Annotated in this window: 20 protein-coding genes; 14 read left to right on the top strand and 6 right to left on the bottom strand. The window is 72.0% G+C overall.

Annotation, left to right across the window (positions count from 1 at the left end):
* Positions 1 to 68: 68 nt before the first annotated feature.
* Positions 69 to 1,910: a phosphatidylglycerol lysyltransferase domain-containing protein gene (locus ABTX78_RS28815; protein ID WP_352209702.1), complete on the bottom strand. Its 1,842-nt coding sequence runs from the start codon at positions 1,908 to 1,910 to the stop codon at positions 69 to 71.
* A 147-nt stretch (positions 1,911 to 2,057) separates the two neighbouring features.
* Between ABTX78_RS28815 and ABTX78_RS28810 the strand changes: the two genes are divergently transcribed.
* Entirely contained in the window at positions 2,058 to 3,170 is a 1,113-nt protein-coding gene (locus ABTX78_RS28810) for an alpha/beta hydrolase (protein ID WP_352209701.1), read from the top strand.
* A 185-nt stretch (positions 3,171 to 3,355) separates the two neighbouring features.
* Here the strand turns inward: ABTX78_RS28810 and ABTX78_RS28805 are convergent, their stop codons facing one another.
* Entirely contained in the window at positions 3,356 to 4,519 is a 1,164-nt protein-coding gene (locus ABTX78_RS28805; protein ID WP_352209700.1) for an ABC transporter ATP-binding protein, read from the bottom strand.
* Positions 4,520 to 4,646: 127 nt separating this feature from the next.
* On the opposite strand from ABTX78_RS28805, the gene ABTX78_RS28800 reads away from it, so the two are divergent.
* From ABTX78_RS28800 to ABTX78_RS28785, 4 genes are all read left to right on the top strand, one after another.
* The gene (locus tag ABTX78_RS28800; protein ID WP_352209699.1) at positions 4,647 to 5,435 is read left to right on the top strand and encodes an ABC transporter permease; all 789 of its coding nucleotides are present in this window, start codon (positions 4,647 to 4,649) and stop codon (positions 5,433 to 5,435) included.
* Complete coding sequence (locus tag ABTX78_RS28795) at positions 5,435 to 6,121, top strand: ABC transporter permease (protein WP_352209698.1); 687 nt, start codon at positions 5,435 to 5,437, stop codon at positions 6,119 to 6,121. The genes ABTX78_RS28800 and ABTX78_RS28795 overlap by 1 nt, the downstream gene beginning before the upstream one ends.
* A 52-nt stretch (positions 6,122 to 6,173) precedes the next feature.
* Positions 6,174 to 7,145, top strand: coding sequence for an ABC transporter substrate-binding protein (locus ABTX78_RS28790; protein ID WP_352209697.1), 972 nt, complete (start codon positions 6,174 to 6,176; stop codon positions 7,143 to 7,145).
* 84 nt (positions 7,146 to 7,229) lie between these two features.
* Positions 7,230 to 8,246 carry a hypothetical protein gene (locus tag ABTX78_RS28785; RefSeq protein ID WP_352209696.1) on the top strand — a complete coding sequence of 339 codons (1,017 nt, stop codon included), beginning with the start codon at positions 7,230 to 7,232 and terminating at the stop codon, positions 8,244 to 8,246.
* Between the two features lie 52 nt (positions 8,247 to 8,298).
* Here the strand turns inward: ABTX78_RS28785 and ABTX78_RS28780 are convergent, their stop codons facing one another.
* Together ABTX78_RS28780 and ABTX78_RS28775 are read right to left on the bottom strand one after the other, a co-directional pair.
* Positions 8,299 to 9,441 (bottom strand): NADH-quinone oxidoreductase subunit D, encoded by a 1,143-nt coding sequence (locus ABTX78_RS28780; RefSeq protein ID WP_352209695.1) that lies wholly within the window; start codon positions 9,439 to 9,441, stop codon positions 8,299 to 8,301.
* Between the two features lie 201 nt (positions 9,442 to 9,642).
* Positions 9,643 to 10,629, bottom strand: coding sequence for an SAM-dependent methyltransferase (locus tag ABTX78_RS28775; protein WP_352209694.1), 987 nt, complete (start codon positions 10,627 to 10,629; stop codon positions 9,643 to 9,645).
* Positions 10,630 to 10,725: 96 nt separating this feature from the next.
* Here ABTX78_RS28775 and ABTX78_RS28770 point away from each other — a divergent pair, with 96 nt between their 5' ends.
* The 3 genes from ABTX78_RS28770 to ABTX78_RS28760 all read left to right on the top strand — a co-directional run bounded on the left by ABTX78_RS28770 (position 10,726) and on the right by ABTX78_RS28760 (position 13,340).
* Positions 10,726 to 11,925 carry a sensor histidine kinase gene (locus ABTX78_RS28770; RefSeq protein WP_352209693.1) on the top strand — a complete coding sequence of 400 codons (1,200 nt, stop codon included), beginning with the start codon at positions 10,726 to 10,728 and terminating at the stop codon, positions 11,923 to 11,925.
* A 130-nt stretch (positions 11,926 to 12,055) separates the two neighbouring features.
* Positions 12,056 to 12,733, top strand: a complete 678-nt coding sequence (locus tag ABTX78_RS28765; protein ID WP_352209692.1) for a response regulator transcription factor — start codon at positions 12,056 to 12,058, stop codon at positions 12,731 to 12,733.
* Positions 12,734 to 12,737: 4 nt separating this feature from the next.
* Positions 12,738 to 13,340, top strand: coding sequence for an AAA family ATPase (locus ABTX78_RS28760; protein ID WP_352209764.1), 603 nt, complete (start codon positions 12,738 to 12,740; stop codon positions 13,338 to 13,340).
* Positions 13,341 to 13,436: 96 nt separating this feature from the next.
* Here the strand turns inward: ABTX78_RS28760 and ABTX78_RS28755 are convergent, their stop codons facing one another.
* A complete protein-coding gene (locus ABTX78_RS28755) occupies positions 13,437 to 14,561 on the bottom strand; it encodes a DUF5937 family protein (protein ID WP_352209763.1) in 1,125 nt (374 codons plus the stop codon).
* Positions 14,562 to 14,667: 106 nt separating this feature from the next.
* Here ABTX78_RS28755 and ABTX78_RS28750 point away from each other — a divergent pair, with 106 nt between their 5' ends.
* Positions 14,668 to 14,868: a hypothetical protein gene (locus ABTX78_RS28750; protein ID WP_352209691.1), complete on the top strand. Its 201-nt coding sequence runs from the start codon at positions 14,668 to 14,670 to the stop codon at positions 14,866 to 14,868.
* 491 nt (positions 14,869 to 15,359) lie between these two features.
* Here ABTX78_RS28750 and ABTX78_RS28745 read toward each other — a convergent pair whose 3' ends face one another.
* Entirely contained in the window at positions 15,360 to 16,502 is a 1,143-nt protein-coding gene (locus tag ABTX78_RS28745) for a threonine aldolase family protein (protein WP_352209690.1), read from the bottom strand.
* A gap of 116 nt (positions 16,503 to 16,618) precedes the next feature.
* On the opposite strand from ABTX78_RS28745, the gene ABTX78_RS28740 reads away from it, so the two are divergent.
* The 5 genes from ABTX78_RS28740 to ABTX78_RS28720 are packed head-to-tail and all read left to right on the top strand — an operon-like array spanning position 16,619 to position 22,062.
* Positions 16,619 to 17,539 carry a Rossmann-like and DUF2520 domain-containing protein gene (locus tag ABTX78_RS28740; protein WP_352209689.1) on the top strand — a complete coding sequence of 307 codons (921 nt, stop codon included), beginning with the start codon at positions 16,619 to 16,621 and terminating at the stop codon, positions 17,537 to 17,539.
* Entirely contained in the window at positions 17,536 to 18,531 is a 996-nt protein-coding gene (gene panC / locus ABTX78_RS28735; protein WP_352209688.1) for a pantoate--beta-alanine ligase, read from the top strand. Before ABTX78_RS28740 ends, panC begins: the two co-directional genes overlap by 4 nt.
* Complete coding sequence (locus ABTX78_RS28730; RefSeq protein WP_352209687.1) at positions 18,528 to 20,237, top strand: L-aspartate oxidase; 1,710 nt, start codon at positions 18,528 to 18,530, stop codon at positions 20,235 to 20,237. The genes panC and ABTX78_RS28730 overlap by 4 nt, the downstream gene beginning before the upstream one ends.
* A 2-nt stretch (positions 20,238 to 20,239) precedes the next feature.
* Complete coding sequence (gene nadC, locus ABTX78_RS28725) at positions 20,240 to 21,265, top strand: carboxylating nicotinate-nucleotide diphosphorylase (RefSeq protein WP_352209686.1); 1,026 nt, start codon at positions 20,240 to 20,242, stop codon at positions 21,263 to 21,265.
* Positions 21,265 to 22,062, top strand: a complete 798-nt coding sequence (locus ABTX78_RS28720; protein WP_327681671.1) for a type III pantothenate kinase — start codon at positions 21,265 to 21,267, stop codon at positions 22,060 to 22,062. Before nadC ends, ABTX78_RS28720 begins: the two co-directional genes overlap by 1 nt.
* Positions 22,063 to 22,242: the final 180 nt, after the last annotated feature.

The raw sequence follows: 22,242 nt of genomic DNA, 5'->3' as shown, positions 1-22,242 counted from the left end.
CCGCAGGCCGATGGCTCGCCCCGCGCGGCCGTTCCGCGGGGCACCTGCCGGGGCCCGTCGCGGGCCCCTCATGCCGCGCGGATCTCCCGTTCCTGCGTCATCGGTGTGATGTGCGCGCACGGGCGGGCCGGGCGCGGGGCCCTGCGCCGGGGGAAGAGGCGCGGGAGCGACAGGGTGACGAAGCCCTCCGCCTGCATCGCGGCGAAGCCGATCCTGGGCAGGTCGCGGGTGTTGCGGAAGACCACGAAGCGGGGCTCCCAGCGCGGCCGGAACTTGGCGTTGAACTTGTACAGCGACTCGATCTGGAACCAGCGGGAGAGGAACACCAGCAGTCCGCGCCACAGCCGCAGCACCGGGCCTGCGCCGATCTTCTCGCCGCGGGCGAGCGCCGAGCGGAACATCGCGAAGTTCAGCGACACCCGTTCGATCATGAGTGCGGGGGAGGCCTGGAGCGCCGCGACGATGAGCAGTTCGTTCATGCCCGGGTCGGCGGAACGGTCGCGCCGCATCAGTTCCAGGGACATGCCGTTGGTGCCCCACGGGACGAAGTGGATGATCGCCTTGAGGTCGCCGTAGGGGGCGACCCCTGGCTCGTCGTCCGTCTTGTGTGCCGTGGCTATCACCGCGTCGCCGTCGTCCGGGTCGCCGATGCGGCCCAGAGCCATCGAGAAGCCCCGCTCGGTGTCGGTGCCCCGCCAGGCCTCCGCGGCCCGGCGGATCTGCTCCAGCTCCTCGGCGGAGATGTCACGGGCGCGCCGGACGCGGGTGGTGTACCCATTGCGCTCGATGCGCTTCACCATCTGGCGTACGTTGCGCATCGCCCGCCCGGTGAGCGAGAAATCCGCGACGTCCACCACCGCCTCGTCGCCCAGCTCCAGGGCGTCCAGGCCCGTCTCACGGGTCCAGACCTCGCCGCCGGTCTCCGAGCAGCCCATCACGGCCGGGGTCCAGGAGTGCGCCTTGGCCTCGTCCATGAAGCGCTCGATGGCGCCCGGCCATGCCTCGACATCGCCGATCGGGTCGCCGCTGGCGAGCATCACGCCGGACACCACGCGGTAGCAGACGGCGGCCTTGCCGCTGGGCGAGAAGACGACGCCCTTGTCCCGCCGGAGCGCGAAGTGGCCGAGCGAGTCGCGGCCGCCGTGCCGGGTGAGCAGGTCGCGCAGCCGGCGCTCGTCGTCCTCGGTGAGCCGGGCCGCCGGGTGCTCGGGCCGGAAGGCGAGGTAGATCGTGGTCACGGCGGTCAGCAGACCGAGCGCGCCGAGGGAGTAGCCGACGGTCCAGGACACGCTGCCGGAGTAGTCGACGGGGCCCTCGAAGCCGAAGAGCCCGTAGAGCACGTGCTCCAGACGGTCCACCAGACCCGGGCTGCCGACGGTCCTGCCGGGGTGCGCGCTGACGATGACCAGACCGAGGCCGAGCGAACCGGCGCCCATCAGGACGAAGTTGGCGAGCGCCTTCCAGCGGCTGCGCGGATCGGGCAGCGCGGCGAACTCGCCCCGGTGGCGCAGCAGCAGGGTCAGCAGGAGCAGGGAGACCAGGGCGCCGATGACCGAGTGCCGGTAGACGAACTGGCTGACCGCTCCCACGGGGAGCAGGATCACCGCCGCCCGCCAGGCCCGGCGCTTGTGCCGCTTGAGTCCGTGGGCGAGCAGCAGGAGCAGGACGCCGGCGCTCAGCGAGAGCGCGGCGGCGAACGGGCCGGTGGCTCCGGGGAGCACTTCGGCCAGCGTGTGCACGCGGCTGTGCCGGAACCGGGGGAACACCCCGGCGGCAATGTCGACCAGGCCGACGAGTGTGCAGGCCGTGCCGACCAGCGAAGGGACCGCCTCCGGACGGGGACCGCGCAGGAGGCGGTGTACCCGATTCGGAACCAATCCTGATTTGTCCCCATCTACCGTTGCAGACATCGCTTCCCGTGACTCCGCGAGAGATCCTGTGTCCGAGGGCCGCAGGTCGGTGGGCTCCGGACGATTTGCGCTCTCTAGGACGGCACTTCCAGGGGGCGGGTTCACTCACTCACAGGAAATTCTCAAGGAAGAAAGCTCACGCGACTCATGGGTCTGACCAGTAACAAAGTTCTGGCCTTGGCCGTCCTCGTGGCCGTTCTGCTGTTCGCCGCGACCATCTGGCTGTGGCCTCGGCTGGCCGGCCCCAACTGGCGTGCCGTGACGGGAAGGGTCGGCATGCTGCTGGTGACCCAGCTCGCCCTGTTCGCGGCGGTGGGACTCGCCGCGAACAACTCCTTCCTCTTCTACGGCTCGTGGTCCGACCTCTTCGGCCGCGAGCAGGACATGGGCGTGGTGGTCGACCATTCGGCCGGCGCGAAGCGCATCAAGGTGGTCGAGCGGAAACGGCTGGACGTGCCGGGCGGCGCGCGTACGGCGGTCGGCGGCCAGATCCAGAAGATCGTCGTCTTTGGCGAGAAGTCGAAGATCGACAGCCCGGCGTATGTCTATCTGCCGCCGGAGTACTTCCAGCCCGAATTCCGCAGGAAGACCTTTCCCGCGGCGATCGTGCTGACGGGATATCCGGGTACCGCGGAGAATCTGCTCAAAGGGCTGAAGTATCCGAAGACCGCCTGGCAGGAGGCGAAGAGCGGCCGGATGCAGCCGACGGTCCTGGTCATGCTGCGGCCGACCGTGGCACCGCCGCGGGACACCGAGTGCGTGAACGTTCCCGGTGGTCCGCAGACGGAGACGTTCTTCGCGAAGGATCTGCCGAAGGCGGTCTCCGAGACGTACCGGGTCGGGGACAGGCCCAGGAACTGGGGCCTCATCGGGAATTCGACCGGCGGCTACTGCGCCTTGAAGATCGCGCTGCATCACCCGGGGCAGTTCTCGGTGGGCGCCGGTCTGTCGGCGTACTACAAGGCCGCGGAGGACCCGACGACCGGCGACCTCTTCCACGGCGACAAGCGGGCGAAGAAGCGCGCCGATCTGCTGTGGAGCCTGGACCACCTGCCACAGGGCACGTCGTCGTTCCTGGTGACGACGTCGAAGTCGGGTGAGGGCAATCTCAAGCCGACCGGGCACTTCATCAAGAAGGTGAAGGCGCCCGCGCGGGTCTCCTCGATCACGCTCGACAGCGGCGGGCACAACTTCAACACGTGGCGGCGCGAGATTCCGCCCGCGCTGGTGTGGATGTCGGGTCGGCTCCAGGCTTCGTGAGGCCGGACCCGGCCGAGCGGACCCTGGGTGCCCGGCCCCGAGCGGGGCCCTGCCCGCCGCGACGGTGCCCCGGCCGGGACGCGTGCCGCGGCGGTCCGCGGGCCCGGACGTGCCCGCGACGGTGCCCGGGCCGGGGACGCGCGCCGCGGCGGTCCTGTGCGGGCCACCGCGACGCGCGTCCCGGGTCAGCTCTTGGCGGCTTCCGCGATCGTCGCGATCGACTCCAGGTCGACCTCGGTACGGGGAATGGCCTGCGCGTCCGCGTCGATCGAGCGGCGCAGCGCCTCGTGCAGCCGGGCCGGGGTCAGCACCCCGAGGAAGCGGCCCGTCTCCTCCTTGTCGATCACCGCGATCCACCCCGCGTCGTGCTGGAGCATGGTGGAGAAGGCCTGCTTGAGGGAGGCGCCGACCGGCAGCCATGCCTCCATCCGGCGCGCGTGCTCGCGGACGGAGCCCTTCCTGAGCGCCCCCTCGGCGGAGAGCCAGCCGTGCAGATTGTCTTCGCCGTCCAGGACGACGGCCCAGCGTGAACCGAGCTCCCGGGGCAGCGTGTCGTCGAGGTGGACGACGGGCGGCTGCTCCAGGTCGCCCTCCTCGATGGGGGTCACCGAGAGGCGCTTGAGACCGCGGTCGGCGCCCACGAAGTCGGCGACATAGGGCGTAGCGGGGGCGCCGAGCACCGCGGCCGGCGCGTCGAACTGCTCGATCCGGCCCTGTCCGTAGACGGCGATACGGTCGCCGAGCCGGACGGCCTCCTCGATGTCGTGCGTGACGAACAGCACGGTCTTGCGGACCTGGGACTGGAGTCTCAGGAACTCGTTCTGCAGATGCTCGCGGACCACCGGGTCGACCGCGCCGAACGGCTCGTCCATCAGCAGCACGGGCGGATCGGCGGCCAGGGCACGTGCCACGCCGACGCGCTGGCGCTGGCCGCCGGAGAGCTGCTCCGGGTAGCGCCCGCCGTACGTCGAGGGGTCCAGGCCCACCAGATCGAGGAGTTCGGCGGCGCGTGCCCTGGCCTTGGCGCGCTGCCAGCCGAGGAGATGGGGGACGGTCGCGGTGTTCTCCAGGACCGTCTTGTGCGGGAAGAGGCCGACCTGCTGGATGACATAGCCGATACGGCGGCGGAGTTGGACCGGGTCGATGGTCGATATGTCCTCACCGTCCAGGAATATCCGGCCGCTGCTGGGCTCGATGAGGCGGTTGACCATCTTCATGGTGGTGGTCTTGCCGCAGCCGGACGGTCCGACGAGCGTGACCAGTTCACCCTCGGCCACCTCGAACGACAGGTCGTCGACGGCTGTCGTCCCGTCCGGGTATCGCTTGGCTACGTGCTCGAAACGGATCATGGTTCCCCATTGTGACGGGTGTGGTGTGAAAGCCATGTTGCTGCAATGTGGCGGCCCTCGGCGATTGTCAGGGGTCGGGGATAGGGTCGCCAGACATACGTTCGGCAGGGGTGGGGAGGTGGGGCGCATGAGCATGCGGCAGGCCGCGCAGAGCTGTCTGGCGGCCAATGACTGGATCTGCGGGGAATACCTCCGCACCCGCGGCCAGGAGTTGACCGACGCGACCGTCGAGCACGTCTGGATCACCGTGGCATCGGTCCTGATCGGACTCGCCGTCGCTTTTCCGCTGGCGCTGCTCGCCCGTGCCAAACCGGCTTTCGCCGGTCCGGTGCTCGGTCTGACGACCCTGCTCTACACGATTCCGTCGCTGGCGATGTTCTCGCTGCTGCTGCCGGTCTTCGGGCTGTCGGCCGCGCTGGTCGTCACCGGTCTCGTGCTCTATTCGCTGACCATTCTCGTGCGTAACATCATGGCCGGCCTGGAAGCGGTGCCGGCCGAGGCGCGCGAGGCCGCCCGCGGCATGGGATACGGACCGGGCCGGCTGCTGTGGGAGGTCGAACTGCCCCTCGCGCTGCCCGCGTTGATGGCCGGCCTGCGCATCGCCACGGTCTCGACCATCGCCCTGACGACCGTCGGAGCCCTGGTCGGCAAGGGCGGCCTGGGCAATCTCATAGACGACGGCGTGCAGACCACCTTCAAGGCCCAGGTGCTCACCGCCTCCGTGCTGTGCGTGCTCCTCGCGGCCGTCGCCGATCTGCTGCTGCTCGGCGTCCAGCGTCTGCTGACGCCCTGGACCCGCATACGCACGGCGCGGCCGGGCGCCGGACACCTGGGCTCGCAGCCGCCCGGCTCGGCGTCCACGGGCACCGCCGGTCCCGGCCCGGCGCGGCAGGGCACGGCGAAGGAGGCTGTCTGATGGGGGTCATGGCCGACGCCTGGACCTGGCTCACCACCGGAGCCAACTGGTCCGGCGAGAGCGGTGCCTGGCACCGGCTGGGTGAGCATGTGTACGTCAGCGGGGTGGCCCTCGCGCTCGCCTGCGCGATAGCCTTGCCCATCGCGCTCTGGCTCGGGCATCTGGGCAAGGGCGGTGCGCTCGCGGTCAACATCTCCAACGCGGGCCGCGCCGTCCCCGTCTTCGCGGTCCTCGCCCTCTTCATGCTCACACCGCTGCGCAGCGCCGGTTACGCACCGACGATCATCGCCCTGGTGCTGTTCGCCGTGCCGCCGCTGCTCACCAACGCCTATGTGGGTATGCGCGAAGTGGACCGCGCGGTCGTGGAGGCCGCGCGGGGCATGGGGATGTCCGGCGGCCAGCTGTTCTTGCGCGTCGAACTGCCCCTCGCCTACCCGCTGCTCATGACCGGCCTGCGGTCCGCCGCGGTGCAGGTCGTCGCCACGGCCACCATCGCCTCGATGGTCGGCCAGGGCGGTCTCGGCCGCATCATCACCGCGGGATTCAACACCTACAACACCCCGCAGGTGGTGGCCGGCGCACTGCTCGCGGCGCTGCTGGCCCTGCTGGTGGAAGGGGTCCTGGTGGTGGCCGACCGGCTGCTCGACCCCCTCCGCAAGTCCGTGTCGACCGTGTCGCCCCTGTGACCGCGGTGCCTTCCCCACTGTGCATTCTGTGAACCCCTGGACGGAGAACCTGATGAGCAACACCTCGCGCATCGCGGGAGCAGTACTGGCGGTTGCGGCCCTGACGGGTTCCCTCGTCGCGTGCGGCGGAGACAGCCTGGAGAAGTCGGACGATTCCGGCTCGAAACCGGCCGGTTCAGGCGCGAAGGGCACGCTCGTCGTCGGCGCCGCGGCCTTCACCGAGTCCAAGGTCCTCGCCGAGCTCTATGCGCAGGTCCTGGCGGACGCCGGATACAAGACCTCGGTCACCACGGTGAAGAACCGTGAGCTGTACGAACCCTCGCTGGAGAAGGGCGAGATAGACGTCGTACCCGAATACGCGGCGACGATCGCCGAATTCCTCAACGCGAAGGTGAACGGGCCGAAGGCACCCGACGAGAAGCCCGTCGCCTCCAGCGATGTCACGGCCACCGTCGCCGCACTCACCGAGCTCGCCGAGCCGCGCGGTCTGAAGGTGCTCCCCGCCGGCGGAGCCGTCGACCAGAACGCCTTCGCGGTCAGCAAGGAATTCGCCGAGAAGAACAAGCTCAAGACCCTCTCCGATCTCGGCAGGTCGAAGCTCAAGGTGAAGATAGCGGCGGGCGACGAGTGCGAGGTCCGCCCGTTCTGCGCGCCGGGTCTGAAGAAGACGTACGGCATCGATGTCACCGGTATCGACCCCAAGGGTGTCGGCACCCCGCAGGCCAAGCAGGCGGTCAAGGACGGCACCGACCAGCTGGTGCTGACCACGACGACCGACGCCGTACTGGACGGACTGGTCTTCCTCGAGGACGACAAGAAGCTCCAGAACGCCGACAACGTCCTGCCCGTGGTCAATGCCAAGGACGCCGCCGCACCGGAGGTGGCGGCCGCTCTCGGCAAGCTCACCAAGGCGCTGACCACCGAGGATCTCGCGGAGTTGAACCGCAAGGTGGACGCCGAGCGGGCCAAGCCGCAGGATGCCGCGAAGGATTACCTGGAGTCCAAGGGACTCCTCACGAAGTAGGGAGTGGGCGGCCCGGCGTTCTCGAACGAGAGATTTGCCGGGCCGACACCCCATTCGGCGTCTACGCACGGTAAATTTCAGGCCATGCCACGTGGACGCCACCGCCATTCCCCGCCCCTTCACAGGCTGCTGCCGCCGTCGGCGGTCGCCGGAGCGTCGGTGTTGTGCGCCGCCGGCGCGTGGTTTCTGACGGAGCCCGTCGTGCTCCGCACGCTGGTCACGGCGGCGACTGCCGCCGCGATCACCGGTGCGGTGCTGATGCGCAGTTGGGACCGCGCGGCCGGCCGGCAGGTCGCCGACCTCACCCGCGGCCGCGCCGGCGACGCCTGGAAGACCGAGGAACAGATAGCCGAACTCGAGGCGGACCTCGAGGAATCACGCGATCTGCGCACCAAGCTGGACGCGCGGCTGCGCGCCAAACGCGTCGAGCTCGCCGCCCTGCGCGGGGAGCACGCGGCCCTGCTGCGCCGCTACGCCACCGCCGAGACCGAGCGGGCAGGCGTCCTGGAGGACCGTCGCCGGCTCGCGATCGAGGCGACCGCGCCCAAGGCGCTGATGCCGGCCGGCTCCACGCCCACCCCCTCGACCTATCTGCGCGCCTCCGTGGCGCTGGACAACCTCTCCCGCAACGCCGCCGCCCAGGAGGCGAAGCGCACCGTCGAGGAGGCCCGCAAGCGGGATCTCGCGGAACGGGCACGTGAGGCGGACGAGCCGCAGGGGAAGCACGCGGCGGCCGCCGGCGGGGAGCAGCACTCCCGTCCGACGTCCGCCCTCCCCGCCAGGCGTCCCGTTCCGGTGGCGGCGGCGATCGTGCCGTACGGCCCGAGGCGCCGTCCCGGCAAGCGCCGGCCCGAGGGAGGCTTCGACTTCTTCGGGAACGCCATCGCGGCCACGCCGGCCGACGGGACCGACGGCGAAGGCACGCAGAAGGCCATCGAGGCCGCGCAGCAGGAGGATCTCGCGGACGTGGTGGGCGAGGAGGCCCTCGCCACGCAGCGCACGGACAGCTCCCGCGCGGTCGGCAAGGTCATCGACCTGACGGAGCACGACGAGACGGAACAGGTGGACGTCGGGAAGCTGCGAAAGGCGGTCAGTTCCTGACCACGCGGTCCTGAGCCTCATGGGCGGCCGGCGGTTTCCGCCGGCCGCCCACTCATTTGTCGATGTCGCCGACGACGAAGAACAGCGAGCCGAGGATCGCGACCATGTCCGCGACCAGCGTGCCCGGCAGCAGCTCGGTGAGCGCCTGGATGTTGTTGTACGACGCCGAGCGGAGCTTGAGGCGGTACGGCGTCTTCTCGCCCTTGGAGACGAGGTAGTAGCCGTTGATGCCCAGCGGGTTCTCGGTCCAGGCGTAGGTGTGGCCCTCGGGCGCCTTCAGCACCTTGGGCAGCCGCTGGTTGATCGGTCCCGGCGGGAGCGTGTCGATGCGGTCCAGGCAGGCATCCGCCAGAGCCAGCGCGTTGTGCGTCTGCTCCAACAGCACCTCGAAGCGGGCCAGGCAGTCGCCCTCGCTCCTGGTGACCACCTTCAGGGTGTCCTGCAATTCCCCGTACGCCAGATAGGGCTCGTCGCGGCGCAGGTCGAAGTCGACGCCGGAGGCGCGCGCGATCGGACCGCTCACGCCGTACGCGTGGACCGCTTCCGGGGACAGGACTCCCACCCGGCGGGTGCGGCCGCGGAAGATCTCGTTGCCGAGCACCAGGTTGTCGTAGATGTCCATCCGCGAGCGGACGTCGGCGACGGCGTGCCGGGCGCGGCCGAGCCAGCCCGCCGGGAGGTCCTCCTTGAGGCCGCCCACGCGGTTGAACATGTAGTGCATCCGGCCGCCGGAGACCTCCTCCATCACGGCCTGGAGCTCCTCGCGCTCGCGGAACGCGTGGAAGACCGGTGTGATGCCGCCGAGTTCGAGCGGATACGAGCCGAGGAACATCAGGTGGTTGAGGACCCGGTTGAGTTCGGCGAGGAGCGTACGGGTCCACACCGCGCGCTCGGGGACCTCCATGCCGAGCATGCGCTCGACGGCCATGACGACGCCGAGCTCGTTGGAGAAGGCGGAGAGCCAGTCGTGGCGGTTGGCGAGCATCACGATCTGGCGGTAGTCGCGCGCCTCGAAGAGTTTCTCGGCGCCGCGGTGCATATAGCCGATGACCGGTTCGGCGTGCTGGATGCGTTCGCCGTCGAGAACGAGGCGGAGGCGGAGGACGCCGTGCGTGGAGGGGTGCTGCGGGCCGATGTTGAGCACCATGTCGGTGCTTTCCGCCGCGCCGCCGATGCCGACCGTCGTCTCCGTCATGGCGCCAGTATCCCCGACGGGGTGCGGGACCTCACGGGTCCCCGGGGCCGAGCCCGGGTCGCTACCGCCGACGGGCCCGGCCGCGCCCGCCCCCTCACCTCAGTCCCGGACCCGTGGAGCAGTCCCGCGCCCCGGACCCCGCGCCCCGCGCCTGCCCCGAAGCCCGCGCCCCGGCCCCGAACCCGCCCGCGCCCCCTCGCCTCAGTCCCCGGCGACGCCCGCCGCCCCCGGCACGCGCTGGAGCAGCCAGCCAAAGTCGCCCAGGCCTCCGTGTGCCGTCAGTTCCGCCGCCTCGCCCGCCTGCGACAGCGCGCGGACGTACGCCGCCGGGTCCGTCGAGGCGAGGGAGAGCGGTGGGCGGGCGCCCGAGACGCCGAGCGTGCGCAGCGCCTCCCGCTGCGTCGTCAGTTCCGCACCCGGCAGGGCGCACGCGTCCAGTGCCACATGCGCCGTGAGGTCGCAGCTGCCGTCGGGGACCGGGCGTACCTCCCTGCCTTCCCGGAAGCCCGTCAGGGTGCCGAACGGCGGCCGTGACCCGGCCGCGTGGGCGTAGTCCACCGCGACCGCGAGCCCCGCCCGCAGGGTGCCGACCGCCCGCGCCCACGCCTCGTCGCGGGGCCACCCGATCTCCGCCCGGCAGCCGGGCTCCTTCAGCGGCCACCAGCGGTCCAGCCACGCGGCGTCCGCGCCGGTGACCGGCGGGCCGAGCCGCTCGCGGCCGTCCGGTCCGACGAGGACCAGGTGCGGCACACCGTCCTCGTCCGCCTCGGCGACGTCGACGGGCACGTTGTCCAGCCACTCGTTGGCGAACAGCAGCCCCCGGACACCCGCCGGGGGCTCGGCCACCCATGTGACGCGGTCGTCGAGGCCCTCGGGGCGTGCCGCCTTCTCCACGGCGTACGCCCGTACCGGGAAGTCCGCCGGAAGCGCCGCGAGCACACCGGTCACGAGCTCCCCGCGGCCCGCGCCCATGTCGACGAACGCCAGGTCCCCGGGGGTCCCGGCCAATTCCTCCGCCGCGCGTCGCAGCAGCGCCGCGACGGCCGCGGCGAAGAGCGGTGAGGCGTGCACCGACGTACGGAAATGTCCCACCGGTCCCTCGGGCCGCAGATAGAAACCGCCCGGACCGTACAGCGCGCTGTGCGCGGCTTCCCGCCAGCCCGGCCACTGACACGTCTCATCCGTCACGGGCCCAAGTCTCCACCTTGCGGAGTACGCCTCCGCCCATCGGATCGCTCTGCCGGTTGACCCCTGCACCTATGTACGTTCCCTACTCTGGGTTACGTGCAGCGCCTCTATGACTTCATCCGCAGACACCCGACGGGCGTCGACACCTTCTGGGCTGTCGTGCTCGGCGGGATCTCCCTGCTGTGGGCGGCCACGGTTCCGGTCGGGGTCGGCGACAAGTGGACGGCGGCACTGGTCGTGCTGCTGCTCAGCCTGGTCGTGGCGCTGCGTCGTCGTATGCCGGAGAAGATGCTTGTCCTCACGGCCGCGCTGGGTGTCGCCCAGCTCGCGCTGGACATCCAGGTCAACCCGGCCGACTTCGCGATGCTGGTGATCATCTACACCGTCGCCGCGCACGACCGGTCGCCCTGGGCGTCCCGGCTGGCGCTCGTCGGCGGGCTGTCCGCGGCCACCCTGGCGCAGCTGCGCTGGCCGATGGAGGAGACCGGCACCTGGGGCAAGGTGTTCTTCACCGTCGTCCTGAGCGTGCCGTTCGCGCTGGCCTGGGTGCTCGGCGACTCGATACGCACCCGTCGCGCGTACTTCGCCCAGCTCGAGGAGCGCGCGACGCGGCTGGAGAAGGAGCGCGAGGCGCAGTCGAAGGTCGCGGTCGCCGCGGAACGCGCCCGGATCGCCCGTGAACTGCACGACGTCGTCGCGCACAACGTCTCGGTGATGGTCGTCCAGGCCGACGGCGCGGCCTATGTGCTGGACGCCGCGCCCGACCAGGCAAAACAGGCGTTGGAGACCATCTCCACCACCGGCCGCCAGGCGCTCGCGGAGATGCGCCGGCTGCTGGGGGTCCTGCGCACCGGGGACGCCCCGGAGAGCGGTGAGTACGTCCCGCAGCCCGATGTGCAGCAGATCGAGGACCTCGTGGAGCAGGTGCGCCACTCGGGGCTGACCGTGGACTTCAAGATCGAGGGGACGGCCCGGCAGCTGCCGAGCGGCGTCGAGCTCACCGCGTACCGCATCGTGCAGGAGGCGCTGACCAATACGCGCAAGCACGGTGGCCCGGAGGCCGGAGCCAGTGTGCGGCTGGTCTACTTCGACGACGGTCTCGGACTGCTGGTCGAGGACGACGGCCGCGGCTCGGCGCACGAGCTGTACGAGGACGGCGGCGCCGACGGGCGCGGCCACGGGCTCATCGGCATGCGGGAGCGCGTCGGTATGGTCGGCGGCACACTGGACGCCGGCCCGCGGCCCGGCGGAGGCTTCCGGATCAGCGCCCTGCTGCCCCTCAAGCCCGCCCACTAGCCGCGCGACCCGACCGGATCGACCGGCCACCCCCGACCCGACCCGACAGTCCCGACCCGACCCGACAACCCCCACCCGCACCGGCCCGCTCCAGACCCCACAGCCCCGAGAGACCGAGGACCCCGCTGCCATGTCCATCCGTGTGATGCTCGTCGACGATCAGGTGCTGCTGCGCACGGGGTTCCGCATGGTGCTCGCCGCCCAGCCCGACATGGAGGTCGTCGCGGAGGCGGGCGACGGGGCCGAGGCGATCGAGAACCTGCGGTCCACGGCCGTGGACGTGGTGCTGATGGACGTCCGTATGCCGAGGCTCGACGGTGTCGAGGCGACGCGGCGGATCTGTGCCGCGCCGAACCCGCCGAAGGTGCTGATCCTGACCACCTTCGACCTGGACGAGTACGCGTTCTCCGGGCTGAAGGCGGGCGCGAGCGGTTTCATGCTGAAGGACGTGCCGCCCGCCGAACTGCTCGGTGCGATCCGCTCGGTCCACAGCGGTGACGCGGTCGTCGCACCGTCGACGACCCGCCGGCTCCTGGACCGCTTCTCCCCGATGCTGCCGAGCAGCGGCAGCGAGCCGCAGCACAAGGAGCTGGAGCGGCTCACCGAACGGGAGCGCGAGGTGATGATGCTGGTCGCCCAGGGTCTGTCGAACGGCGAGATCGCGGCCCGGCTGGTGCTGTCGGAGGCCACGGTGAAGACCCATGTGGGCCGCATCCTGACCAAGCTGAACCTCCGCGACCGGGTGCAGGTGGTCGTGCTGGCCTACGAGACGGGCCTGGTGCGCGCGGGCGGTGGAGCGGCTTCCTGACGCGATGCTGCTGTGGATCAACGGCCCGTTCGGCGGCGGCAAGACGCAGACCGCGTACGAGCTGAACCGCCGGCTGCCGGGGAGCGTCGTGTGCGACCCGGAGCGGGTGGGCTTCGGGCTGCACCGCATGATGCCGCCGTCGCTGCGCGAGGACTTCCAGGACCTCCCGGCCTGGCGCCAGGGCGTGTTCGAGGTGCTGGACCTGACCCTGAGGCACCACCGGGGCGTGGCGATCGCGCCCATGACCGTGGTCGAACCGGCGTACTTCGAGGAGACGGTGGGCCGACTGCGTGCCGCCGGGCACGAGGTGCGCCACTTCGCGTTGCTCGCGGAGCGGGAGACCGTTCTGCGGCGGCTGAGGGAACGCGGCCTGGGACGTGGGCTCCAGCGGGAGAGCTTCGCGGTACGACGTCTCGATCTGTGCCTGGAGCGGCTGCGGGAGCCGCTGTTCGCCGAGCACATCAGGACGGACCGCATCGGTGTACCGGCGGTGGCCGACCGGATCGCGGATTCCGCCGGGCTGCGCCTCACCCCGAACACGGACGGGCCGCTCGTGCACCGGCTGCGCACGGCGTGGACGGGGATCCGGCACATCCGCTTCGACTGACGGCCGAGCGGCCTCTCTCTCGGCCCGGGGCGTCGGCCGGCGACGGCACTGCGGTCGCGGGGTCCGCGGCCCAGTGGTGCCCGCAGTCGGCCCTCGCTAGCGCAGCACCGTTTCCAGGAAGTCGCTGCCCAGCCGGGCCACCGCCGCGACGTCCAACTGGTGCAGCACGTACCGGCCGCGCCGGCGCGTGGAGACGAGCCCGGCCTTCTTCAGCACCGACAGATGCCGCGAGACCTCCGGCGCGGTGATGTCGTACGCGTCCGCCAGTTCGCTCGTCGTGTACGCGGCACGCGCCAGGTTGCGGCACAGCCGCATCCGCATGGGGTGGGCGAGCGCCTCCATCCGCAGCTTCAGCAGCTCGACGGGTGCGGGGCCGGGCAGTCCGGGCGACCCGACCGGGTAGTGGATCACCGGTCGCCAGCCCGGTGCGTGCAGCACCATCAGATGCGGCCAGCCGAAGCTCGACGGCACGAGCGAGAGTCCGGCGCCCACCGAGGTGTCGACGGCGGTCGTCCGCCCCTCCGCCAGCTTGTCGGCGCTGATACGGGTCCGGTCCTCGTCCACCGTGAGCGCGGGGGAGACGTCGTACAGCGCCTCGGCGAGGCCCTTGCGGCGCAGCAGCTCGGTCTTGTGCCGGGCGTCGGCGGCCAGCTGTGGTGCGACGCGGCGCCAGGTGTCCGCGAAGAAGGCCTGGTCGCAGTCTTCGAAGAGCCTGCGCACCCAGGCGCGTACGGACGCCGGGTCGTTCAGCAGCCGCCGGGAGAAGTCGAGCTGCTTCGGTCCGCGGGTGGCGGCGAGTTCGAGCGCCCGCTCCCGCCGGGCGGGGTCGGTCAGGGCGGACGGGCCGGCGATTCCGTACGTACTGGCGCAGGTGAACTCCAGCGCCGCCGACACGAACCGCTCGTCGTCGAGACGGTCGAGCAGGTCGAGCTCCTCGGCGATCGTCGCGCCCGTACGGCCGCCGGCGCCGCCAAGGGTCGCGGGCAGCCCCGCGAAGGGCATGAAGACGTCCGAGAAGGTGGACCGCCACAGGAAGTCCGCTTCGTGCAGGCGGTCCGCGAGATCGGGCTTGAGTCCGGCGGCGGTGGCCGTGGCCCAGCCGTGCAGGCCCGGATGGTGCGCCGGCTCAGCCAGCGCGTGCAGGGCGACGCCGAGCTCGGCGAGGGGGGAGATGTCGAAGACGATGCGCTCCTGAGGGAGCCCGCTGATGTCGATGGTCACGCTCACAGGTCCCATGGTGCTGGGTACGCGGGACGGGAGGGCGCCGGTTGACGCGGCTCGTCAATCGACGCGACGGGCGGTGGGGGACCGGCGCAGCGTTGAGGACATGAACGCCATGCAGCAGCACATGATCGACAGCTATCGCGCCTCCGTCCTCGGCACCCCGTCTCCGCCGCAGCCGGGCGCCCACGACTGGCAGGTCGCCCGCGAACTGGGAGCGGAGATGGCCCGCGGTCCGGGACTCCTGCGAACCCTGCGGGCGACGCTCCACCGCACGGCGGAGCGACCCCGGACACCGAGCGGCTGACGTGCGGGGGGCCTCCGCCGTGGGGCATCCGGGCATACCCGCGGCCCCGACGGCCGCAGGGCACTCTGCCCCGGCCCCGCAGCCGTGGGGCTCTCGGGAGTACCCGCGGTCCCGGACACGAGTGGCTGACGTGCGGAGGGCTCCGCCGTGGGGGCACTCGGGCATACCCGCGGCCCCGACGGCCGCAGGGCACTCTGCCCCGGCCCCGCAGCCGTAGGGCACTCGGGAGTACCCGCGGTCCCGGACACGAGTGGCTGACGTGCGGGTCCGCCTTGGGGCACCCGGGCATTCCCGGTGCCCCGGACACTGCAGGGCGCTCTGCCCCGTGCCCATGCCGCCGTGGGCCCGGGCATGCCCACGGCCTCGGACACCGAGCGGCTGACGTGCGGGGACCCCGCCCTGGGGCACCCAGGCATCCCGCGGCCCCGACGGCCGCAGGGCACACTGCCCGGCCCCGCCGCCGTGGGCCCGCGCACTGCCCCCCGAGGCTCCTAGCCCACCCGCCCAAGAAACCCCTTCAGCGCCTCTCTCACGTCCTGCGCCGACCACTCCAGCCCCTGCGACGCCACCGTCACCTCCGTGACCGACAGCCCCGGCGGAGAGCCGTCCGAGAACCATCTGCGGAACAGCGTCACCCCTGTCTCCTCCGCCTGGGCCACCGCCGCCTCGTTCAGCGTTTCCGCGTCGTACGGCAGCCAGACCTGGAACTGGTGCGTGTGCGGAACCTGCGGGTGCACGCGGAACCATGGGGCGTCGCTCTCGCGCAGGCCCGCGTCCAGCGCCGCGGCGACCGTCTTCGCGTGCGCCACGTACGCGGGCAGGCGCGGCAGTTCGCGCTCCAGCCCGAGCAGCGCCGACAGGGCGGCCGGGTACTGCTGGAACATCAGGCCCCCGTACCGGTGCCGCCAGGCGCGGGCCTCCGTGATCAGGTCCGCGGGGCCCGCCAGCGCGGCACCCGAGAGCGCGTCGAGCGACTTGTAGAAGGACACGTACACGCTGTCCGCGAGCGAGGCGATCTCGTCCAGCGGGCGGCCGAAATGCGTCACGCACTCCCACAGTCGCGCGCCGTCGAAGTGCACGACGGCGTCCCGCTCCCGCGCCGCCTCCGTCACGTCGACCAGCGAGTCCCACGACGGCAGGACGAAACCCGCCTCGCGCAGCGGGAGTTCCAGCATCAAGGCTCCGAAGGGTTCCTCGAAGTCCTGGACCTCCTCCGCCGTCGGCAGCCTCTGCTCGGTCGTCGGGTGGACCGTCCGCAACCCGCTCACCGCCGTGAAGGCGCCGCGCTCGTGCATTTCCGGGTGGGCCGTGGGATGCAGCGCGACGGTGCTGTTGCCCGTCCGGCCCGCCCAGCACCGCAGCGCCACCTGCTGCGCCATCGTCCCGGTGGGGAAGAACGCGGCCTCGGGGAACCCGAGCAGCCGCGCCACCCGCCGCTCCAGGTCGGCGACCACCCCGTTGCCGTACACATCGGTCCAGTCGTCCAGGTCGTGGACCTGGCCGGCGTCCGCCGCGAGGGCCGTCAGCCGCTCCCGGATCCGGTGGTCGGCGGACGCCCGCCAGAGCACCCGGTCCGATCCGCGCCATGCGGCCAGCCTGCGCCGCCGCTCGTCCTGTTCGCCGGTGTCAGTCACCCTTCGATCATTCCCCACAGCCTGTGGACAACCGGAAATGCGAGGGGCCCGCTGGCGTAGCATGACGGGAAATCGTCCGGTACCCCCCGCGGACTGGAACGGAAGGCCCCCACCGCGTGAATGCCACAGCACCACAGGAACCGCTCGACCCGCGGAACCGCCCCGCGCGCCTGACCGTCGGCGTCGTCGGAGCGGGCCGTGTCGGACCGGCGCTGGCGGCGTCGCTCCAGCTCGCCGGACACCGCCCGGTCGCGGTCTCCGGAGTCTCGGACGCCTCGGTGCGACGAGCCGCCGTCCTGCTGCCCGACGTGCCCATCGTGACGCCCGCCGACGTCCTCGCCCGCGCCGATCTGGTCCTGCTGACCGTCCCCGACGACGCGCTGCCCGCCCTCGTCGAAGGCCTCGCCGAGACCGGTGCCGTGCGGCCGGGACAGCTGTTGGTGCACACCTCCGGGCGGTACGGCGTGGGTGTGCTGGATCCGGCGCTGCGCGCGGGCGCGCTGCCCCTCGCCCTGCACCCCGCGATGACGTTCACCGGCACGAGCGTGGACGTCCAGCGGCTGGCCGGCTGCTCGTTCGGGGTGACCGCTCCTGCCGAGCTGCGGCTCGCCGCCGAGGCGCTGGTCATCGAGATGGGCGGCGAGCCCGAGTGGATCGAGGAGGAGGCCCGCCCGCTCTATCACGCGGCCCTGGCCCTCGGCGCCAACCACCTGGTGACCCTGGTGGCCCAGTCGATGGAGCTGCTGCGTACGGCGGGGGTCGCCGCCCCCGACCGGATGCTCGGCCCGCTGCTCGGCGCGGCCCTGGACAACGCCCTGCGGTCGGGAGACGCCGCCCTCACCGGCCCCGTCGCCCGCGGTGACGCCGGTACCGTCGCGGCGCACGTCGCGGAGCTGCGCAAGCACGCACCGGGCACCGTCGCCGGCTATCTCGCGATGGCCCGCACCACCGCCGACCGGGCGCTCGCCCACGGGCTGCTGAAGCCGGAGCTGGCCGAGGACCTCCTGGGTGTGCTGGCGGAGGACGACGCGCGATGAGCCTTCGAATGGTGACGACCGCGGACGAACTCCACGCCCTGAGGGCTTCCACCGGCACCCGCGCCGTCGTGATGACCATGGGCGCCCTGCACGAAGGCCACGCCTCCCTCGTACGCACCGCCCGCGACCTCGTCGGCCCGGCCGGCTCGGTGGTCGTCACGGTCTTCGTCAACCCGCTCCAGTTCGGCGCGGGTGAGGACCTCGCCCGCTACCCCCGCACCCTCGACGCCGACCTCGCGACCGCCGAGGCCGCAGGCGCCGACATCGTCTTCGCGCCCTCCGTCGACGAGGTCTACCCCGGCGGAGAGCCCCAGGTCAGGATCTCGGCAGGCCCCATGGGCGAGCGTCTGGAAGGCACGTACCGCCCGGGCCACTTCGACGGCATGCTCACCGTCGTCGCCAAGCTCCTGCACCTCACGCGCCCCGACATCGCGCTCTACGGCCAGAAGGACGCGCAGCAGCTCGCGCTGATCCGCCGGATGGCGCGGGACCTGAACTTCCCGGTCGAGATCGTCGGCGTGCCGACCGTGCGCGAGGAGGACGGTCTCGCCCTCTCCAGCCGTAACCGCTTCCTCTCGCCGGCCGAGCGGATCACCGCACTCTCCCTGTCGCGGGCCCTGTTCGCGGCCCGTGACCGCCTCGCCGCCCAGCAGGCACTGCACGCCCGCGCCGAGGCGACCCCCGGCACGCTCGCCCGGGCCGCCGCGCTCTCGGCCATAGGGGAGGCGCGCGCCGCCGCCGACACCGCGGCCGTCGCCCAGGCAGGTCCCGGCGGCGCCGACGCCGTACGGGCCGCGGCGCGCACCGTCCTGGAGGAGGCCGCGCGGCTCACCCCGCCCCTCGCCCTCGACTACCTCGCCCTCGTCGATCCGGCCACCTTCGCCGAGATCCCCGACGACCACCACGGCGCGGCGATCATCGCCGTCGCGGCGAAGGTCGGCGACACCCGCCTGATCGACAACATTCCCCTGAGCTTCGGAGTCTCCCCGTGACCGGCATACGGCTGAACGCCTCCGCGCCCGGCTGGGCCATCGCCGCCGACGTCGTCGTGGTCGGCTCGGGCGTCGCCGGTCTGACCGCCGCGCTCCGCTGCGCCGCCGCCGGGCTCTCCACGGTCGTGGTCACCAAGGCCCGCCTGGACGACGGCTCCACACGCTGGGCCCAGGGCGGCATCGCCGCCGCGCTGGGTGAGGGCGACACCCCCGACCAGCACCTGGACGACACCCTCGTCGCGGGCGCCGGCCTGTGCGACGAGGTGGCGGTGCGCGCCCTCGTCACCGAAGGCCCGGACGCCGTGCGGCGGCTGATCGCCACCGGCGCCCACTTCGACACCTCCGCCGCCGGCGAGATAGAGCTCACGCGCGAGGGCGGCCACCACCGCCGCCGTATCGCGCACGCCGGAGGCGACGCGACGGGCGCCGAGATCTCCCGCGCACTGGTCGAGGCCGTCCGCGACGGGGGCCTGCGCACCATCGAGAACGCCCTGGTCCTGGACCTGCTCACGGACGCCGAAGGCCGTACGGCGGGCGTCACCCTGCACGTCATGGGCGAGGGCCAGCACGACGGCGTCGGAGCCGTCCACGCCCAGGCCGTCGTCCTCGCCACCGGCGGAATGGGCCAGGTCTTCTCCGCCACCACCAACCCCGCGGTCTCCACCGGCGACGGTGTGGCACTCGCGCTGCGCGCCGGGGCCGAGGTCTCCGACCTGGAGTTCGTCCAATTCCACCCGACGGTGCTGTTCCTCGGGACGGACTCGGAGGGCCAGCAGCCGCTCGTCTCGGAGGCCGTCCGCGGAGAGGGCGCCCACCTCGTCGACGCTGCCGGTGTCCGCTTCATGCTCGGCCGGCACGAACTCGCCGAACTGGCGCCCCGCGACATCGTCGCCAAGGGCATCATGCGCCGGATGCAGGAACAGGGCGCGGCCCACATGTACCTGGACGCCCGCCACTTCGGGGCCCGGATGTGGGAGCAGCGCTTCCCGACCATCCTCGCGGCCTGCCGGGTCCACGGCGTCGACCCGGTCACCGAACCGATCCCGGTCGCCCCCGCCGCCCACTACGCCTCCGGCGGCGTACGCACCGACCTGCGGGGCCGCACCACGGTCCCGGGGCTGTACGCCTGCGGCGAGGTCGCCTGCACCGGTGTGCACGGCGCCAACCGGCTCGCCTCCAACTCCCTGCTGGAGGGCCTCGTCTTCGCGGAGCGCATCGCGGCGGACATCGCCTCGCGCGCCCCGCTCTCCGCCGGCGAGCCCGCCGCCCCCGCCAGCCCGTCGGAACTGCCGCTGATCGCACCCGAGGCGCGCGTCGAGATCCAGCGGATCATGTCGCAGGGCGCGGGCGTGCTGCGGTCCGCCGCCAGCCTGACGGGGGCGGCCGCCGCGCTGGAAGGTGTCCACCGCGCGGCCGTCGAGGGCCAAGAGGGCTCCGCCAAGGCGGCCGAGCCGGGCGTGGAGTCCTGGGAGACCTCGAACCTGCTGTGCGTCGCCCGCGTCCTGACCGCCGCAGCCCTCGCGCGCGAGGAGACCCGCGGCTGCCACTGGCGCGAGGACATGCCCGACCGGGACGACACCAGCTGGCGCCGCCATCTGGTGATCCGCCTCGAACCCGACCGCAGCCTCGTCGTCCGCCGCACCGAGAGCACCGCGTTCCCGGCCACCACCGCCGTCACCGTCCCCGACGCCCCCAGGGAGCAGTAACCGTGAGCACGCCCGAAGAACGTCCGCGTCCCGTGGACGTACCCCTGATCCAGATCGGCGCCCCGGCCGAGTCCTCCGGGGGCTGCGGGGACGCCTGTGGCTGTGCCGGCGGGGAGGAGGGGTACGACGAGCTGGAGTGCGGGCTCGACCCCGCTCTCGCCGCGATGCTCGCCGACGCGGGCCTGGACCCCGTGCAGGTCGAGGACATCGCCCATCTCGCCCTCGGCGAGGACCTCGACGGCGGCTCGGACGTCACCAGCCTGGCGACCGTCCCCCAGGACGCCGTCGCCACCGGCGACTTCACCGCCCGCGAGGCCGGCACGGTCGCCGGGCTCCAGATCGCCGAGGCGGTGCTGTCGGTGGTGTGCTCGGACGCGTTCACCGTCGAGCGCCACGTGACCGACGGCGACCGCGTCGAGGCCGGCCAGAAGCTGCTCTCCGTCACCGCCGACACCCGTGACCTGCTCACCGGCGAGCGCAGCGCGCTGAACATCCTGTGCCGCCTCTCCGGCATCGCGACCGCGACCCGGGCCTGGTCGGACGCGCTGGAGGGCACGAAGGCGCGGGTCCGCGACACCCGCAAGACCACCCCGGGGCTGCGGGCCCTGGAGAAGTACGCCGTCCGCTGCGGCGGCGGCGTCAACCACCGCATGTCCCTCTCGGACGCGGCCCTGGTCAAGGACAACCACGTGGTGGCCGCAGGCGGCGTGGCGGCGGCCTTCAAGGCTGTACGGAACGCCTACCCGGACCTCGCGATCGAGGTCGAGGTGGACACCCTCCACCAAGTCAGGGAGGTCCTGGACGCGGGCGCGGACCTCATCCTGCTGGACAACTTCACCCCGGCCGAGACCGAGGAGGCCGTCGCGGTCGTCGCCGGCCGCGCCGCCCTCGAATCGTCCGGCCGGCTCAGCCTCGACAACGCGCGGGCTTACGCCGAGACGGGCGTCGACTACCTCGCGGTGGGCGCGCTGACCCATTCCTCCCCGATCCTCGACATCGGTCTCGACCTGCGTGAGGCTGACGTCTGATGCTGCTCACCATCGACGTCGGCAACACCCACACGGTGCTGGGGCTGTTCGACGGGGAAGAGATCGTCGAGCACTGGCGCATCTCCACGGACGCCCGCCGCACCGCCGACGAACTGGCCGTCCTCCTCCAGGGTCTGATGGGCATGCACCCGCTGCTCGGGGACGAACTGGGCGACGGCATCGAGGGCATCGCGATCTGCTCGACCGTCCCCTCCGTCCTGCACGAACTGCGCGAGGTGACCCGGCGCTACTACGGCGACGTGCCCGCGGTCCTCGTCGAGCCGGGCATCAAGACCGGTGTGCCGATCCTGATGGACAACCCCAAGGAGGTCGGCGCTGACCGCATCATCAACGCCGTCGCGGCGGTCGATCTCTACGGCGGGCCCGCGATCGTGGTCGACTTCGGCACGGCGACGACGTTCGACGCGGTGAGCGCGCGCGGGGAGTACGCGGGCGGTGTGATCGCCCCGGGCATCGAGATCTCGGTCGAGGCGCTGGGTGTCAAGGGCGCGCAGCTCCGCAAGATCGAACTGGCCCGGCCGCGCAGCGTGATCGGCAAGAACACGGTCGAGGCGATGCAGTCGGGCATCGTCTACGGGTTCGCGGGCCAGGTGGACGGCGTGGTGCGCCGGATGAAGGGCGAACTGGCGGACGAGGCGGACGAGGTGACGGTGATCGCGACGGGTGGTCTGGCGCCGATGGTGCTGGGCGAGGCGTCGGAGATCGACGAGCACGAGCCCTGGCTGACGCTGATCGGGTTGAGGCTGGTGTACGAGCGGAACGTGTCGCGGATGTAGGTGCGGGTTGCTGGGCCGCGGCTCGGCTTCGTGTGGCTGGGCCACATGTTCGGCGCGGCTTCTTGTGGCTCGGCCTCAGATGCTCGGGGTCCAGCCGCTTGTTCGGTGCGGCTTCTTGTGGCTCGGGCCCGGGTGCTTGGGGTCCAGCCCCTTTGCGTGGCTCGGGTGCGTGTGGCTTGG

This window comes from Streptomyces sp. NPDC096193 (genome assembly GCF_040302905.1).
Taxonomy (GTDB): Bacteria; Actinomycetota; Actinomycetes; order Streptomycetales; family Streptomycetaceae; genus Streptomyces.
This window is presented reverse-complemented; position numbering and strand designations above follow the sequence as displayed.

What these genes read in the sequence shown, in the direction of transcription:
- ABTX78_RS28785 (WP_352209696.1), top strand. Translation starts at nt 7,230, where the DNA reads ATGCCACGTGGACGCCACCGCCATTCCCCGCCCCTTCACAGGCTGCTG.
- ABTX78_RS28790 (WP_352209697.1), top strand. Translation starts at nt 6,174, where the DNA reads ATGAGCAACACCTCGCGCATCGCGGGAGCAGTACTGGCGGTTGCGGCC.
- ABTX78_RS28750 (WP_352209691.1), top strand. Translation starts at nt 14,668, where the DNA reads ATGAACGCCATGCAGCAGCACATGATCGACAGCTATCGCGCCTCCGTC.
- ABTX78_RS28765 (WP_352209692.1), top strand. Translation starts at nt 12,056, where the DNA reads ATGTCCATCCGTGTGATGCTCGTCGACGATCAGGTGCTGCTGCGCACG.
- ABTX78_RS28800 (WP_352209699.1), top strand. Translation starts at nt 4,647, where the DNA reads ATGAGCATGCGGCAGGCCGCGCAGAGCTGTCTGGCGGCCAATGACTGG.
- ABTX78_RS28805 (WP_352209700.1), bottom strand. Translation starts at nt 4,519, where the DNA reads ATGATCCGTTTCGAGCACGTAGCCAAGCGATACCCGGACGGGACGACA.
- ABTX78_RS28720 (WP_327681671.1), top strand. Translation starts at nt 21,265, where the DNA reads ATGCTGCTCACCATCGACGTCGGCAACACCCACACGGTGCTGGGGCTG.
- ABTX78_RS28795 (WP_352209698.1), top strand. Translation starts at nt 5,435, where the DNA reads ATGGGGGTCATGGCCGACGCCTGGACCTGGCTCACCACCGGAGCCAAC.
- ABTX78_RS28810 (WP_352209701.1), top strand. Translation starts at nt 2,058, where the DNA reads ATGGGTCTGACCAGTAACAAAGTTCTGGCCTTGGCCGTCCTCGTGGCC.
- panC (WP_352209688.1), top strand. Translation starts at nt 17,536, where the DNA reads ATGAGCCTTCGAATGGTGACGACCGCGGACGAACTCCACGCCCTGAGG.
- ABTX78_RS28815 (WP_352209702.1), bottom strand. Translation starts at nt 1,910, where the DNA reads ATGTCTGCAACGGTAGATGGGGACAAATCAGGATTGGTTCCGAATCGG.
- ABTX78_RS28780 (WP_352209695.1), bottom strand. Translation starts at nt 9,441, where the DNA reads ATGACGGAGACGACGGTCGGCATCGGCGGCGCGGCGGAAAGCACCGAC.
- ABTX78_RS28760 (WP_352209764.1), top strand. Translation starts at nt 12,738, where the DNA reads ATGCTGCTGTGGATCAACGGCCCGTTCGGCGGCGGCAAGACGCAGACC.